The organism is Acinetobacter sp. YH12156 (assembly GCF_013418235.1).
GTDB classification, from domain to species: Bacteria; Pseudomonadota; Gammaproteobacteria; order Pseudomonadales; family Moraxellaceae; genus Acinetobacter; species Acinetobacter pseudolwoffii.
The window spans coordinates 344850-360534 of the sequence record NZ_VPCL01000002.1; the positions used below are offsets into that span (position 1 = coordinate 344850).

Consider the following 15685-nt stretch of genomic DNA (forward strand, 5'->3'; position numbering starts at 1 on the left):
GATCGGCTTTTTGTTTTATATCCATCTCGGGATATTAAACGTTTTTATAATCAATCAGGATGCGCAGCATACGGCGTAATGGTTCAGCAGCGCCCCAAAGCAATTGGTCACCGACAGTGAATGCACCCAAGTATTCTTTACCCATGTTGAGCTTGCGCAGACGACCCACTGGAACCGATAAGGTACCTGTCACTGCAACTGGAGTCAGGTCAGTCATCGAGGCTTCACGGGTATTCGGAACCACTTTAGACCAGTCATTGGCACGTGCAATGATGTCTTCGATTTCATCCAGAGGCACGTCTTTACGCAGTTTTAGCGTCAATGCCTGAGAGTGGCAACGCATGGCACCAATACGCACACAGTGACCATCAATCGGCACGATCTGCTGGTTGCCCAGAATCTTGTTGGTTTCAACCTGGCCTTTCCACTCTTCTTTCGACTGGCCGCTTTCCAGTTGCTTGTCGATATAAGGAATCAGTGAACCGGCCAAAGGCACACCGAAGTTGCTGGATGGGAAGCCTTCACCGCGTTGTAATTCAGCAATTCTCGAATCGATATCCAGAATTGGAGAGCGTGGATCATCGAGTAATTCTTTGGTGTTATTGTATAAATAACCCATACCGCTGATCAGTTCACGCATGTTTTGCGCACCCGCACCAGACGCTGCCTGATAGGTCATAGACGTTGCCCATTCCACCAGATTATTCTGGAACAGACCACCTAGACCCATCAACATCAAGGAAACCGTACAGTTACCGCCAACAAAAGTTTTGGTGCCTTTTACCAAACCGTCTTTAATCACATGCATATTGACCGGATCAAGTACAATGATGGCTTCATCATCCATACGTAAGGTCGATGCTGCATCAATCCAGTAACCATTCCAGCCTTCAGCTTTCAGTTTTGGGAAAACCTCAGAGGTATAGTCGCCACCTTGACAGGTAATAATGACATCCATCTGCTTCAGACTGTTAATATCTGATGCATCCATAAGTGCTGGGGCAGTCTTACCACCAAATGCTGGCGCTTCACCGCCTGCATTACTGGTAGAGAAATAAAATGGCTCAAAATGAGCAAAATCATTCTCTTCAACCATACGTTGCATTAGGACGGAACCGACCATCCCGCGCCAACCGACCAGACCTACTCTCATGTCACTTTGCCTCGGTGCGTTAAAAATTCTAAAGGGATTCGAGTGTATCAAAAAGGGACTCAACTGCAAGTGCTACACAATCAAAACATCAATATTCTTGAGCGAAATATCTGCTTTATGATACATACAAAATTGATAACGTCATTTTTCTTTCAGAAAAAATAATAACTTAATTAAGAGCACGCTTTATGATATGGGTTATCCAAATTGTGGCAATCATTGTCATTTGGTTAAGTTTCTGGTCACTGATCCCACGCGATGAATGGTGGATTCGAGGTGCGGATTTTCCACGCTTACAAATTCTGGTCTTGGGCTTTATTGCCTTTGTGCTGTTTTTGGTGGTGGAACATCCCTGGACTGTCTTGAATCAGCTGATTTTTGTGGCCCTGATTGCGGCTTTGGCTTATCAGCTAAAAATGGTATTGCCCTATACCTTTATCTGGAAAAAACAGGTCAAGCAGGTCAAACAGGATCAACTGGATCCGCAGCGGCAAATCTCCCTGATTGTTTCGAACGTACTGACCACCAATACTCAATATCATCGATTGATTGAACAGATCCAGACCCATCAGCCAGACTTGGTGTTAACGCTGGAAACGGATCAAACCTGGCAAAATGAACTGTCGGTGATTGAAGCAGATTATCCTTATCGTGTGCCTGTGCCCTTGGATAACCTGTATGGCATGCACCTGTATAGTAAACTGGAACTTCGTAATACCCAGGTCAAGTTTATTTTAAGTGACGAGATTCCGTCCATTCATACCACAGTGATTTTAGGCTCGGGACAGCCGGTGCAGCTGCACTGTCTGCACCCGAAACCACCGAGCCCAACTGAAGCCAAGGATTCTACTTTACGTGATGCGGAATTGTTAATTGTCGGGGATCAGATCAAAGATTTAGATGAAAGTTGCATCGTCATGGGGGATCTGAATGATGTGGCCTGGTCTCGTACTACGCGGCTGTTTCAGCGCATTAGCGGACTGCTGGATCCACGCGTCGGACGTCATTATGTAAACACCTTTCATGCAGATTATCCTTTTTTTCGCTGGTCGCTCGATCACGTATTTCACAGTACCGATTTTGCTCTGGTCCATATGGAGCGTCTGCCCCATATCGGTTCTGATCATTTTCCGGTCTTTCTGGTTTTACAAACTGGTCGGGTCTTTGAGCATATTCAGGAAGAATTGGAGCAAACCGATGAAGATGAGCAGGAAGCACAAGAGGCCATAGAAGAGGGGATTCAAAAAGCAGAGAAAGAGGAAAAAATGGTGACCGATGAAATTGCCATGGCTTATAAAGATGGCGGCAAAATTTCTTAACCTTTTAAGAGAAAAGTGTAAGAGATTGCTTACATCAGTTTGCGCTTCTTGCGGATGGGCAATCATGAGCAATCCAGGTATTCTAGGTTTATCAGCACAGGGAGTCGAGAAAGGATATTCTCATAAGGAAGACGAAGCTGAATGAAAACATCATGGATATGATGCTGAAAGGGAAATCACAAAAAATAGAACCAATTATAATAGATGAAAGCACAACCTCATTAACCCGGGTTTTACAGGATGTAGAACTCGGGTTAAATTATTTTTAGGATGAATTTTTTTAAATATTTAATTGATTGTTAAAGATAATTTTAGGTTTAAAGCTATATTTTTACAGTGCAGAATGGAAAATGTTATTGCCAGTGATGACTCAGTGAATGGATCAGAAATACTTCAGCTCTATCGTGCCAATCCATGGTCTGGTCACTGCACGTATAAATGGTCAGCTGGTCGGACTGGCGAATGCGATTTCAGATGGCTCTCTGGGGGTGTATTTCCCGCATTTATTGGTTGGTCTAGACTGGCAACGACAAGGCATTGGTCGGCGGATCATGCAAAGTATGCTGCAATATTATTCAGGATTTCATCAGCAGATTTTAGTGGCCGATCAGCAGACAATAGGAATTTTATCAGGCTTTAGGCTTCACGCGTGCGGGACTAACGGAAGCTATGTAGATCTATCAAGGTACAGATCATGAACAGGATTTTAAACTGTAGGAGCTGTAGCGATTTAAAGTCCGGGATCAAACAGATTTAGTAAATTTCCTTATAACCTTCAGGGCGAGTTTTAAAACGGCGGTGGAACCACATATATTGGGTCGGTGCGATGCGTAGCTGCTGTTCAATTATCAGATTCACGCGAGTAGCATCCTCGACTTCATTCTCACTAGGAAAATTCTCCAGTGTCGGTTCAATCAGTACATGGTAGCGTGGATTTTTGATATCGCCATGACGATAGAAATATAAAGGAATCGCGGCAGCTTTGGTCATTTTCAGTAAACGACGGTGCGCGGTGACGGTTGCCGCCGGTACACCAAAGAAAGGTGCCATCACCCCTTGTTTTAAACCATAATCCTGATCCGGACTGTACCAGATTGCATGGCCTTTTTTCAGATTACGTACCAGACCGCGCATATCATCATGATCAATTTGATGGGCATAAATCGTGGCGCGACAACGGTAAATCAGCATGTCCAAAAGTGGATTATTCTGTGGGCGATACACCACATCCGGTTCAAAATATTGTGCACACAGATATCCACCAGCATCCAGTAAGGTCGAATGCGTGCCTAGTAACAGCATACCCCGGCCTTCGGCTTGAGCATTCTGAATATGTTCCAGTCCTTCAATACTGACGCGATCCTGAAACCATTTCGGACTGTACCAGGCATTTAAGGTTTCAAAAACCCCCAGCATTTGATCGATAAAAACCTGACGCGCATTGTCCTGTATTTGCTCGGCAGACCATTCAGGAAAACAGACTTCCAGATTGCGCAGTGTGGTGTCGCGACGTGAGGGCAGATACTTAAAAGACAGATGGCCCAGCAGATAGGCCAGACGATACTGAATGGCCCATGGTAAAATCGCCAAAATCATCAGGAAAATAATACCCAGCCAATTGCCCCAGTATCGAGGTAACAGGAATGACCATTGAAATTCGCCGGGTTGATATGCAGGCTGGGTACTCATAGAACAATATAGGGCTAAAAGATTAAGTGCAGTCTAACAGAGAAGATTCTTGAAATAAAAAAAAGCATCTGTACGAATACAGATGCTTGAGCAAATACTCGTGGAATATTTAGCCGTTGCTAAGGTTATCCAGCTCTTCCCAACGTTCTAATTTTTCCAGTAACAGTTCATCAATTTCTGATAAACGCTGAGACAGTTGCATGGCTTTATCGGAATCACTGACAAATAAAGAGCCATCAGCCAGTTGTGTATTGATCTCGGCTTGCTCTTTTTCCAGCGCTTCCATTTCAGCCGGAAGTTGCTCGAGCGCGCGTTGATCTTTGTAGCTGAGTTTGACTTTTTTGGCAGCAACGGGTGCGGCTTCAGCTTTGGCCATGGCTTTTTTCACGGCACTTTTTTGATCGACCACGGTTTGATCCGGACGCTGTTCAAGATAATCCTGATAACCACCGACATATTCGTCGATATTGCCTTTACCATCAAAGACCCAAGTTGAGGTCACCACGTTGTCCATAAAGGCACGGTCATGCGAGATCAATAACAAGGTGCCTTTGTAGCCACCGAGCATTTCTTCCAGTAACTCTAGGGTCACCATATCCAGATCGTTGGTTGGTTCATCCATCACAATCAGATTCGATGGTTTCAGCAACAGTTTCGCCAGCAAGATACGGTTGCGTTCACCACCAGACAACGCTTTGACTGGGGTACGTGCACGTTCTGGCGAGAACAGGAAGTCTTGTAAATAGCTATAGATATGACGACGGTTACCATTCACATCCACGTGGTCAGAGCCTTCAGAAACGTTATCTTTGACCGACTTTTCCAGATCCAGTGCATTACGCAGTTGGTCGAAATAGGCTACTTCCAGCTGTGTACCGGTTTTCACCGTGCCGCCATGCTCAAGCTCGCCCAGAATGGCTTTAATCAGTGTGGTTTTACCGACACCGTTATCACCGACCAGACCGATACGGTCACCGCGTAAAACCAGTGCCGAGAAGTTGTTAATGATCGGTGCATTGTCACCGAATTTCACACTCAGGTTCTCAATCTCAAAGACCAGTTTGCCGGAACGGTTGGCATCCTGAGTCGCCATCGCCACTTTACCTTGTTGCGAACGGCGCGCTTTGGATTCTTCACGCAGTGCTTTTAGAGCGCGAACACGACCTTCGTTACGGGTACGGCGTGCTTTGATGCCCTGACGGATCCAGACTTCTTCTTCCGCCAGCTTTTTATCAAACAGCGCATTCTGCTTTTCTTCAGCTTCCATTTGCATGGCTTTGAGTTCTAAGTAACGTGAATAGTTACCTTCATAACTGCGCAATTGACCACGATCCAGTTCCACAATACGGGTGGCGATGCTATCGACAAAGGCACGGTCATGCGAAATGAATAACAGAGTTAAATTGTTTTGATCGAGCAGGAATTTTTCCAGCCACTCGATACTTTCAACATCTAAATGGTTGGTCGGTTCATCCAGTAATAAGACATCTGGCTGAGTCAGCAAGGCACGTGCCAATAGGACACGACGCTTACGACCACCCGACAAATCGGCAAGATCTGCATCTGGGTCCAGCCCCATTTTGCTTAAAATCGAATTGACCTTGGTTTCCAGCGCCCAGCCATCGAGCTGGTCCATTTTGTGTTGCAGATTGCCCATGCGGTCACAAGCGTCCATATCGCCCAGCACACAGGCTTCACTGGCTGCATGGTAGGCACGCAAAACTTCCGACGCTTCACCGGCACCGTCAGCCACGATATCCGCCACTCGGCCTGAGTCCATCGGTACATCTTGCGCCAGCATCGAAATCGTGATGCCATTTTGTAATGAAACTTCGCCGCTATCCGGCAGTAAACTTCCTTCAATCAGCTTAAGTAAGGTAGACTTACCCTCACCATTACGGCCAATCAAACACACTCGTTCGCCGCGCTCCAAGTTAAAATTCGCGCCGTTGAGCAGGGCGGGTCCACCAAACGCAAGTTGGACATCCCTAAGGGTAATATAGGCCATAATGTTTCCTGAAATCCCCAATGAGGACTTTAAATGACTAAACAACAAAATCTAAATGATCAGGCGTCATTTTCCGCACCCATTGAAGATTTGCAAGTGCGAATTGCATTTTTAGACGATTTAGTTGAACAGTTGAATGATCAGGTGGCTAAACAGACTCTGGAAATTGCCGATCTGAAAAAGCAAATGAGCCTGTTATATCAACGTGTTGAGTCCTCAGACCGCTCTGAAGGAATTGCGGATTTTGATCCAGTTGCTGATCGTCCGCCACATTATTAATTTGCAAGCAATCATTTAATAAAACCCTTATATGCGATAAGGGTTTTTTTATTACAGCTGCTATTTCACCGATGATTCGATTCATTTAATCAGCTCTCAGCCTGGAATCTAGCGATTTCTGACCTGCTTGCAGCAAGATCAAATATGTAATCTTCCACTCGGTTGGAATCTGGTAAATCCGCTGCAACCTGAATATTCACCATGAAATTATTTGACCTTTCACTCACTTCCTACTCTAATACTGGCTTTCAGGTACATTTCAGAAGCTTGTCCCATGCATCCAAAAGTTGTTCTACTCGACCTCGAAAATAATTTTCCGACGGCCAAGTTACTGCGTGAAATTGTGACGCATTATTCCAGCCTGTATCTGTTTAATTGTGCCGGAACATTTGAATTCTCCTTAGAGGATTTAACCGAGCTGGCCGGCTGGATTGCGAGTGGACAGATCATCATTCTGGATACACCTGAATCGCCCCAGAAAGAATATGAATATGCGGTCATTGTCGGTCAGCTGATGGCGTTGTTGGAGCCGGAAACCGAAGTCGAGTTGATCTCGGCGATGGACAGCAGCGAGATGTTGCAGCAGATGCTGCAAGCCTCTGATATTAAATGTAGCCTGATTCAGATTCAGCCCGATGAAGTCTCTATTCCAGCAGAGCATGTTAAAAATTACCTGCCTAGTCTGGAGGCGATCCGCAACAAACCGGCCTTGCAACTGGTGAAAAAGTACTGTGATGCTCTAGGGAAAATGAGTGGTAAGCCAAATACCTTGGAAACCTTAAAAAATTCAGTTGCCAATATTCTGCACGTCATGCCCGTGAAGGCCCAGCATGTGGTCGGCATGCTGATTAACCTGAAAATTGTCAAACGCTATGATGAGCAGATCAGCTTCCGTAAAAAAGTCCTGAAACAGTGGCTACAGCTCAATCTGGATGAACAAGATCCGCTTGAAAATCCAAAACTGGATCAGGTCATGTCCCGGCTCAAAGTTGATGATGCTCCAGTTGAAGCATTGCAAACTCCGATCCAGTCAGCCCAGCAAGACCTGTTTAAAAACTTTAACCGGATTGATCCGGTGCAACTGGAAGTCGCACGTAAACTGCGTGAATTGCAGGGCGATAAACCCAAAGACATTTATGAGTTACGTGATTTACTGGAACAGTTATTTCCAAAATCGGACATTCGCTTGCTGCTGAAGGAGCTGATCGAGAAGGGTTATATTTACTGGAATGGTCACGAAGTTTTATATAGTCATGAAATGTTCTTGAATTAATTTTATCGTGCAAACTTGCGTTTTATATTGTGCTTATGCAACTCTAATAATAGAACATAAAGGTTGAACTATGGAAAACACTGGAATTTGGGTAGCGGTGATCATCATCATTTTTGTCATGGGGTCAATTTTTGGCTTACGTGTCAGCCCAAGAGAAAAAGCGCTTGGCATCATGCGTGACAAAGCCCGCAAAATGGGTCTGCATCCACGTTTGGTGGTTGCACCCGACTGGACCAAAATTCCAAAGGCCACTGAAAGTCGTGCCAGTATGGTTGCGTACTACAGCGTACTCATGCCAGATGCGCGTTTACCCTTGATGCGTGCCCGTGTTGTCGATAATAAATTCGAAATTGTGCAGGGTGATGAGAAATTTAAAGATTTTCCCATTGCATTAAAAGGCATTTATGCTATTGATATGCAGGCCAACTGTGTCGGATTGTATTGGGATGAACATGCTGATTTAAGAGCAGCCCAACTCAACGATATCAAAGCACTATTACACGCTTTGGCTGAACTTTAATTTAGAAATAAACAGGATTAACGGTTAATTATGGCGAACGCTCCTCGGTCCACATCAAAAAGCAGCACAGCAAAGTCTCCCGACGCTGGAAGTAAGCGTGCCTTAGTGATTGTGGAGTCGCCTGCAAAAGCGAAAACAATCAATAAGTACCTTGGTCCAAACTACATCGTAAAATCATCAGTCGGTCATGTCCGTGACTTGCCAACAGGCGGCTCTGCCAAATCGACAGAGAAAAAGCCGGCGACACGCACCAAACTGACAGATGAACAGAAAGCTGAAAAATCACAGAATGCGTTGATTAACCGCATGGGTGTCGATCCGGAACATGACTGGAAAGCCAAATACGAAGTGCTTCCTGGCAAAGAACATGTGGTTGCCGAACTGAAAAAACTGGCAGCGCAAGTCGATGAAGTCTATCTGGCAACGGATATGGACAGGGAAGGGGAAGCGATTGCCTGGCATTTAAAAGAAGTGATTGGCGGCGATGAGTCACGTTATCAACGTGTGGTCTTCAACGAAATTACCAAAAATGCCATTCAGGAAGCCTTTAAGCATCCTTCACGTCTGGACACCAATAAAGTCAATGCCCAGCAGGCACGCCGTTTTCTGGACCGCGTGGTCGGCTTCATGATTTCACCACTCTTGTGGGAAAAGATTGCCCGTGGCCTGTCAGCCGGCCGTGTACAGTCGGTTGCGGTGAAACTGGTGGTTGAGCGCGAACGTGAAATTCGGGCCTTTATTCCTGAAGAATACTGGCAGGTGTTTGCCGATACCAAATCGAAAAAAGATGACATCCGTCTGGAAGCAGTCAAGCAACATGGCAAGACTTTAAAGCTTCGTAATAAAGACGAAACGGATGCACTTTTAAACCTGATTAAAGATGCGGATTATACCGTTTCTGCCCGTGAAGATAAGCCAACCAAAGTCAATCCAAGCGCGCCCTATATCACGTCAACGTTGCAACAGGCGGCCAGTACCCGTCTCGGTTTTTCTGTGAAGAAAACCATGATGCTGGCACAGCGCCTGTATGAAGCCGGTTTCATTACCTATATGCGTACCGATTCGACCTTCCTGAGTGATGATGCGGTAAGCATGGTCCGTGGCCATATCGAATCAGAATTTGGTGAGAAGTACCTGCCGGCCAAACCCAACCGCTATGGCAATAAAGCCGGCGCGCAAGAAGCGCATGAGGCAATCCGTCCATCTACTGTGGGCCTCAAAGGTGACAGTCTGGTCGGTGTGGAGCGTGATGCACAGCGTCTCTATGACCTGATCTGGCGCCAGTTTGTGGCCTGTCAGATGACACCGGCTGAATACCTGTCTTCAACCATTTTAGTCAATGCCAATGGCGTAGAACTGAAAGCCAAAGGCCGGACGCTGGTCTTTGATGGTTTTACCCGGGTGCGTGGTGCCAACAAAGCGGATGACGATATTCTGTTACCGGCAGTGAAAGTCGGTGAAGTGCTGAAACTTGAGAAGCTTGATCCATCTCAACATTTCACCAAGCCACCAGCTCGTTTTACTGAAGCCTCACTGGTCAAAGAACTCGAGAAAAAAGGCATTGGCCGTCCATCGACCTATGCTGCAATTATCTCGACCATTCAGGATCGTGGTTATGTGAAGCTCGATAACCGTCGTCTCTTTGCCGAGAAGATGGGTGAGATCGTCACCGACCGTCTGGATGAAAACTTCAATAACCTGATGAACTACGCCTTTACCGCAGATCTTGAAGGTCAGCTGGATAAGGTGGCAGATGGTGAACGTAATTGGAAAGAGCTGTTAGACAGCTTCTACGGCGATTTCAAGCAGCGTTTGACTACGGCACAAGGTGAGAACGGTATGCGCCGTAATCAGCCAGTGGAAGTGGATGCGGTACATTGTAAAGAATGTGAGCGCCCAATGCAGATTCGTACCGGAACCACAGGCGTTTTCCTGGGCTGTTCTGGTTATAACCTGCCACCGAAAGAACGTTGCAAGGGAACCTTGAACCTGACCCCAGTCGAGTCTTTGGCTGCACTGTCTGATGATGATGCGGCCGAAACCGCTGACCTGATGTCGAAGAAACGTTGTCCGGTGTGTGAAACGGCAATGGACAGCTATGTGATTGATGGCGGTCGTAAACTGCATGTTTGTGGCAATAACCCGGACTGTGATGGTTATGAACTCGAAGAAGGAGAGTTCAAGATCAAAGGTTATGATGGCCCAACCATTCCATGCGACAAATGTGATGGCGAAATGCAGCTTAAAACGGGTCGTTTTGGTCCATACTTCGCCTGCAACAGTTGTGACAATACCCGTAAAGTATTAAAGAGTGGTCAGCCGGCACCTCCGCGTGTCGATCCGATCAAGATGGAACATTTGCGCTCGACCAAGCACGATGACTTCTTTGTGCTGCGTGATGGTGCGGCCGGTTTATTTTTGGCTGCCAGCAAGTTCCCGAAAGTGCGTGAAACACGGGCACCGAAAGTTGCCGAGATTCGCTCTGTGGCTGAACAGCTAGATCCGAAATATCAGTTTATCTTGCAAGCGCCTGATGCAGATCCGGAAGGTAACCCGACTTTGGTGAAATTCAGTCGCAAGAACCAATCGCAATATATTGGCTCTGAAAATGCGGAAGGCAAGCAAACCAAATGGTCTCTGGTTTACCAGGATGGAAAATGGGTTGAAGCCTAAATAAAGTTTAAACTTGAAAAAAATGCTGACGAAAGTCGGCATTTTTTATTTATGATGTGTCGATATTTTAAAAAAAATAAATAAGGTTGCTTGGGGATATGTGGAAAAAGATTCGGATTCTGATTTTATTAAGTATTTTATTGATCGTTGCAGTCAATGCCTATCGTGATCAAAATCAGAACTGGTCAAAGCCGGTCATGGTTCTGTTGCATCCGATTAATGCAGATGGATTACCGACCACACAGCAATACATCCAGCAACTGTCAGTTCAGGATCTAGAAACGGCAAGAGACTTTCTACAAAAATCAGCACAGCAATATCGGAATCAACCCACTTATTTTTATTTTAATTTGGGTCGTGAGCTTAAAGTTTTACCGCCTAAAGTCCCTGAGCAGGCCTCAATTTTCGATACTGTTGTATGGAGTTTAAAGTTTCGATTTTATGCCTGGAAACAGCAACAAAGTTCGGACCCTTCTGCCAGTCTGACCCTGTTTTTAAATTATTATGATCCGGCACAAACCCGGCAATTAAAGCATTCAACTGCCTTGCAAAAAGGCCGGATTGGTTCGGTCAACCTGTTTGCCTCTCAAAAGCAGTCTGAACAAAATAAAATTGTTTTGGTACATGAGTTACTGCATGCCTTTGGTGCCAGTGATAAATATGATCTGGCCACAGGTCAGCCGATTTATCCAATAGGTTATGCATTTCCAGATCAGCAACCTGTGTTCCCACAAGCCAAGGCAGAACTGATGGCAGGACATATCCCGCTGTCCGAAACCACGAGTAAAATGCCGGGATCTCTGGATCAGACCCTGATTAATGAGATCACAGCAATTGAGTTGGGCTGGAAATAAAGACTTGTAGATTCTCTTGGATTTATCCAGAATCTAGACTTTATTGATAGATAAAAATAACCATATGCCGCTTACTTTTGTTCTTGCTCCAGATTCCTTTAAAGAAAGTATGAGTGCTGAACAAGCCTGTCAGGCCATGCAGCGTGGCATTCAAAACGTGTTGCCTGATGCTTTGTGCATTCATGTTCCTATGGCGGATGGAGGGGAAGGCACGGTCGATACACTGATCTCAAGTTCAAAAGGACAGCGCATTCCCTGTGAAGTGACAGGGCCATTGCCTGATCAGCGCATCCAGACGTATTTTGGCGTAATTGATGCAGGAAAAACCGCAATCATTGAAATGGCCAAAGCCAATGGCATAGATCTGCTGGAAGCTGCAAGGCGTAATCCTCTGCTGACCTCAACCTGTGGCACAGGAGAAATGATCAAGTCTGCGCTCGATTTAGAGGCCAGTAAAATCATCATTGGCTTAGGTGGCAGTGTGACGAACGATGCCGGTGCGGGAATGATACAGGCCTTAGGCGCTCGGTTTTTAGATGCCCAAGGATTAGAAATACAGGTTTGCGGTGGAAACCTGGATCAAATCATAGCAATTGATTTATCCGAACTGGATTCACGGCTGGCGGATATTGAAATTATCATTGCATCGGATGTGAATAATCCGCTGTGTGGACCCAATGGTGCTTCAGCGATCTTTGGCCCACAAAAAGGTGCGACACCGGAAATGGTCAAGCAACTGGATCAAAACCTCAGTCATTTCGCCGATCTGGTTGCTCGGCACATTGGACGTGATCATCGTCATGTTGCAGGTGCGGGTGCGGCAGGTGGACTCGGTTTTGGCTTAATGGCATTCACAGCTGCTTCTATTCGATCAGGTGTGGAACTCATCATTCAGCAGACAGATTTAGCCAATAAAATAGCTCAAGCCGATTATGTTCTGACCGGTGAAGGCAAGCTTGATCATCAAACTAAATTAGGCAAAACCCCATTTGGCGTGGCACAAGTAGCGCAAAAATTCAATAAACCGGTGCTTGCATTTGCTGGACTGGTGGGTGATGGGATTGAGTCACTATATGAGTCTGGATTTAGTCAGATTATCAGGATTAATCCACCAGATTGTAGCCGGGAAGAAGCCTTAAAAAATGCGGAAGTGAATCTGGAAAAAGCAGTGTCCAAAACAATTAAAAATATTGAGGAACAGCGTATTTAGTTTTCTTTTACAAGATCGTCATTGCTGCACAAGCTTTACGTAATGGCAGATAATAACGCATAAGCAGATCTTGCTTTTCATGGATGAGAAGCACTGCTTCGCAAGGTAACTGAGGGTATGTCCCTATATCTCAATCCAGCAGACGGCATCCATGCTGTCGACCCTATAGCAAACAAATCAAGAGATAAAATTTGCTGCTGTTTCAGGGCGGATGAAAAGCCATAATTATAAGAGCGATCTGCTAAACTACAGCCATCCACAAAACGATGAGTGAAAATGAGTTTAGCCAACCTGATTGATGAATTAAATCCCCAACAAAAGCAAGCAGCGACCACAGAAACAAAACATAGTCTGGTGCTGGCCGGGGCAGGTTGTGGCAAAACCAAGACCATCGTGGCACGTGCAGCTTACCTGATTGAGCAGGGTGTACCCGCCAACCAGATTCAAATTCTGACCTTTACCCGCCGTGCAGCCAGTGAAATTGTAGCGCGGGTGGAATTAGCCTTGGGTGATCAAGCTAAAGGTCTGCGTGCCTCGACCTTTCATACGTTCTGTATGTATCTGTTGCGCCGTATTCCGAAGGCCTTTGGTCTAGAACAGTTCTCGATTATTGATCGTGATGATCAGTTGATGATGTTCCGTCTGATTCGGGGTCGTGATGACAAAAAAAATCCCAATCATCTGCCCAAGCCACAAGAACTCTGCGATTTATATTCCTTTGCACGTAATACTCGGCAGAAGCTCAGTCTCGCGCTGGAAAAGCAGATGCCGGAATATCTGGCCTTAAAAGACCAGATTGCCGAGATTATGAAAGAGTACGAAGCACGTAAGCAGGCACGCAGCTTTCTGGATTATGACGATATTCTGGCAGTGGTGGCGACAGCTTTGGCACAATCAGAAGGTTTGGTCGATTATGTGGCGTCAATCTGTCGACATATGCTGGTCGATGAAATGCAGGATACCAATCCATTGCAATGGGCTTTGTTGGAGCCACTGAAAGACCGGATCAGCCTGTTTTGTGTCGGCGATGATGCCCAGTCGATTTATGGTTTCCGTGGCGCAGACTTTGAAAATATTCATCATTTCAAAGAACGGGTACCAGATGCGCAGATTTTTAAACTGGAAAAAAACTACCGCTCGACCCAGGAAATTCTGGATCTGTCCAACTGGCTGCTGGATCAGTCTGAAATCAAATATGACAAACGTCTGGAAGCTTATCGTGGCGAGGGTGTAAAGCCGCGCATGCATATATTTCCGAATGAGTTTGATGAAGCCAAATGGATCGCGATTGATATTAAAGAGCGTCATTATTTACAGGGCAGCAAATGGGGCGAACATATGGTACTGGTGCGTTCCAGTTTTGCTGCGCGGCATATTGAAGCGGCCTGTATCGCGGCCAATGTACCGTATCGATTTATTGGCGGTATGAAGCTGCTGGAAACGGCACATGTCAAAGATTTACTCAGCATGCTGCGTGTGGTCGCCAATCCGCTGGATGATATCGCCTGGATGCGTTTCTTGACCCTGTGGAATGGTGTCGGTGATGTCGGTGCAAGCAAGTTGGCGCAACACATTTTGCTGGAACCTGAAATCGATAAAATCTCCGATAAACTGGAGAAATTTGGCAAGATACCTCTAAATGCGATTCTGATCATGAAGCAGATGAGCGTGCTGAAAGGCGAAGTGCAGGCCTGTGTCAGTCTTGCGATTCAGGCAATTGAAACACAACTGGCAGAGAACTATAAAAAAGACTGGCCACGTCGTCAGGGTGATTTTGAACTGGTGAAACAACTGGCCTCCAAGCATTCACAACTAAGTGAATTTTTAGAGGAATATGTGCTCGATCCAGTGTCGATTTCGGAAATTGAACGCCAGTCCGATCATGATGTGGTGACCCTGATTACCATTCATTCAGCCAAAGGCACCGAACAGAATGTCTGTTATGTGGCCAATGTCACGCCGGGAAATTATCCGCATGCACGCGCCCAAGGCGACTTTGATGATGTTGAAGAAGAACGTCGTGTGCTGTATGTGGCGCTGACCCGAGCCAAAAATGAATTGATTCTAACCAAACAAAATCTGAATCACTGGGCGCGGGAAACGGTCGATGCGCAGGGACGTAAAGTCGCAAGTTATTTCTTGAATGATCTCACCCGGCATTTATGCACCACGGAAACCCATTACAAAACCCGGCAGCAGACCGTGAAAAGTGCCTTAATTGAACGTCAATCGATTAATTTAGATTTTGGCATTGATCTCGATTAAACTATAGCAAAGTTGTTGCATACAAAAAGTAGAGTAGGCGCGTGCTTTTTGATATTTTTTGCCTATCTTCTTAAGGTTATCAGATGAAAATTTTAGTTCGTAATTTAGAACGTACGGTCACAGAAGCCGAGTTGCTGAAGTTGTTCCAGGAATATGGCACAGTGAATACTTGTACTTTGGTGCTCGATGCGGCAACCGGGAAATCAAAAGGTTTTGCCTTTGTAGAAATGCCGCATGCACGTGAAGCCATCAAAGCCATTAAAGGCCTGAATACTTTGCGCTTGCACGGACATGGAATCCGGGTAAAACAAGCAGAAGATAAGCCCGAGGCTTAAACTGGAAAAGGAGCACTTGATATGCTCCTTTTTTATGGCTGAAATTTAACCTTGTTGTGCTCATGGTTGTACTCGTGCAGGCAGTTAGATTTTCTGGATTTCAGTAC

Annotated in this window: 13 protein-coding genes; 10 read left to right on the forward strand and 3 right to left on the reverse strand. The window is 45.7% G+C overall.

Annotation, left to right across the window (positions count from 1 at the left end):
• Positions 1 to 34: 34 nt before the first annotated feature.
• The gene (asd, locus tag FTU87_RS04585; RefSeq protein ID WP_100329275.1) at positions 35 to 1153 is read right to left on the reverse strand and encodes an aspartate-semialdehyde dehydrogenase; all 1119 of its coding nucleotides are present in this window, start codon (positions 1151 to 1153) and stop codon (positions 35 to 37) included.
• Between the two features lie 188 nt (positions 1154 to 1341).
• Between asd and FTU87_RS04590 the strand changes: the two genes are divergently transcribed.
• Together FTU87_RS04590 and FTU87_RS04595 are read left to right on the forward strand one after the other, a co-directional pair.
• Positions 1342 to 2472 (forward strand): endonuclease/exonuclease/phosphatase family protein, encoded by a 1131-nt coding sequence (locus FTU87_RS04590; protein WP_005095492.1) that lies wholly within the window; start codon positions 1342 to 1344, stop codon positions 2470 to 2472.
• Positions 2473 to 2849: 377 nt separating this feature from the next.
• A complete protein-coding gene (locus FTU87_RS04595) occupies positions 2850 to 3170 on the forward strand; it encodes a GNAT family N-acetyltransferase (protein WP_257220457.1) in 321 nt (106 codons plus the stop codon).
• 55 nt (positions 3171 to 3225) lie between these two features.
• Here the strand turns inward: FTU87_RS04595 and FTU87_RS04600 are convergent, their stop codons facing one another.
• A complete protein-coding gene (locus FTU87_RS04600; RefSeq protein ID WP_180096739.1) occupies positions 3226 to 4161 on the reverse strand; it encodes a lauroyl acyltransferase in 936 nt (311 codons plus the stop codon).
• A 109-nt stretch (positions 4162 to 4270) separates the two neighbouring features.
• Positions 4271 to 6169 carry an ATP-binding cassette domain-containing protein gene (locus FTU87_RS04605; RefSeq protein ID WP_005095500.1) on the reverse strand — a complete coding sequence of 633 codons (1899 nt, stop codon included), beginning with the start codon at positions 6167 to 6169 and terminating at the stop codon, positions 4271 to 4273.
• Between the two features lie 33 nt (positions 6170 to 6202).
• Here FTU87_RS04605 and FTU87_RS04610 point away from each other — a divergent pair, with 33 nt between their 5' ends.
• From FTU87_RS04610 to FTU87_RS04645, 8 genes are all read left to right on the forward strand, one after another.
• Positions 6203 to 6448 carry a SlyX family protein gene (locus tag FTU87_RS04610; protein WP_005095502.1) on the forward strand — a complete coding sequence of 82 codons (246 nt, stop codon included), beginning with the start codon at positions 6203 to 6205 and terminating at the stop codon, positions 6446 to 6448.
• A 274-nt stretch (positions 6449 to 6722) separates the two neighbouring features.
• Positions 6723 to 7721 carry a hypothetical protein gene (locus tag FTU87_RS04615; protein WP_005095504.1) on the forward strand — a complete coding sequence of 333 codons (999 nt, stop codon included), beginning with the start codon at positions 6723 to 6725 and terminating at the stop codon, positions 7719 to 7721.
• 70 nt (positions 7722 to 7791) lie between these two features.
• A complete protein-coding gene (locus FTU87_RS04620) occupies positions 7792 to 8241 on the forward strand; it encodes an ammonium transporter (RefSeq protein WP_180082928.1) in 450 nt (149 codons plus the stop codon).
• A 30-nt stretch (positions 8242 to 8271) separates the two neighbouring features.
• Positions 8272 to 10914: a type I DNA topoisomerase gene (gene topA / locus FTU87_RS04625; protein ID WP_074383984.1), complete on the forward strand. Its 2643-nt coding sequence runs from the start codon at positions 8272 to 8274 to the stop codon at positions 10912 to 10914.
• A 98-nt stretch (positions 10915 to 11012) separates the two neighbouring features.
• Complete coding sequence (locus tag FTU87_RS04630; RefSeq protein ID WP_005172813.1) at positions 11013 to 11768, forward strand: hypothetical protein; 756 nt, start codon at positions 11013 to 11015, stop codon at positions 11766 to 11768.
• Positions 11769 to 11832: 64 nt separating this feature from the next.
• Positions 11833 to 12978, forward strand: a complete 1146-nt coding sequence (locus tag FTU87_RS04635) for a glycerate kinase (RefSeq protein WP_180096740.1) — start codon at positions 11833 to 11835, stop codon at positions 12976 to 12978.
• Between the two features lie 276 nt (positions 12979 to 13254).
• Entirely contained in the window at positions 13255 to 15243 is a 1989-nt protein-coding gene (locus FTU87_RS04640) for an ATP-dependent helicase (protein ID WP_180096741.1), read from the forward strand.
• An 83-nt stretch (positions 15244 to 15326) separates the two neighbouring features.
• Positions 15327 to 15578 carry an RNA-binding protein gene (locus FTU87_RS04645; RefSeq protein ID WP_005095517.1) on the forward strand — a complete coding sequence of 84 codons (252 nt, stop codon included), beginning with the start codon at positions 15327 to 15329 and terminating at the stop codon, positions 15576 to 15578.
• Positions 15579 to 15685 lie beyond the last annotated feature (107 nt).

What these genes read in the sequence shown, in the direction of transcription:
- FTU87_RS04605 (WP_005095500.1), bottom strand. Translation starts at nt 6,169, where the DNA reads ATGGCCTATATTACCCTTAGGGATGTCCAACTTGCGTTTGGTGGACCC.
- FTU87_RS04640 (WP_180096741.1), top strand. Translation starts at nt 13,255, where the DNA reads ATGAGTTTAGCCAACCTGATTGATGAATTAAATCCCCAACAAAAGCAA.
- FTU87_RS04590 (WP_005095492.1), top strand. Translation starts at nt 1,342, where the DNA reads ATGATATGGGTTATCCAAATTGTGGCAATCATTGTCATTTGGTTAAGT.
- FTU87_RS04595 (WP_257220457.1), top strand. Translation starts at nt 2,850, where the DNA reads ATGGATCAGAAATACTTCAGCTCTATCGTGCCAATCCATGGTCTGGTC.
- topA (WP_074383984.1), top strand. Translation starts at nt 8,272, where the DNA reads ATGGCGAACGCTCCTCGGTCCACATCAAAAAGCAGCACAGCAAAGTCT.
- FTU87_RS04645 (WP_005095517.1), top strand. Translation starts at nt 15,327, where the DNA reads ATGAAAATTTTAGTTCGTAATTTAGAACGTACGGTCACAGAAGCCGAG.
- FTU87_RS04610 (WP_005095502.1), top strand. Translation starts at nt 6,203, where the DNA reads ATGACTAAACAACAAAATCTAAATGATCAGGCGTCATTTTCCGCACCC.
- FTU87_RS04630 (WP_005172813.1), top strand. Translation starts at nt 11,013, where the DNA reads ATGTGGAAAAAGATTCGGATTCTGATTTTATTAAGTATTTTATTGATC.
- FTU87_RS04620 (WP_180082928.1), top strand. Translation starts at nt 7,792, where the DNA reads ATGGAAAACACTGGAATTTGGGTAGCGGTGATCATCATCATTTTTGTC.
- FTU87_RS04615 (WP_005095504.1), top strand. Translation starts at nt 6,723, where the DNA reads ATGCATCCAAAAGTTGTTCTACTCGACCTCGAAAATAATTTTCCGACG.
- FTU87_RS04635 (WP_180096740.1), top strand. Translation starts at nt 11,833, where the DNA reads ATGCCGCTTACTTTTGTTCTTGCTCCAGATTCCTTTAAAGAAAGTATG.
- asd (WP_100329275.1), bottom strand. Translation starts at nt 1,153, where the DNA reads ATGAGAGTAGGTCTGGTCGGTTGGCGCGGGATGGTCGGTTCCGTCCTA.
- FTU87_RS04600 (WP_180096739.1), bottom strand. Translation starts at nt 4,161, where the DNA reads ATGAGTACCCAGCCTGCATATCAACCCGGCGAATTTCAATGGTCATTC.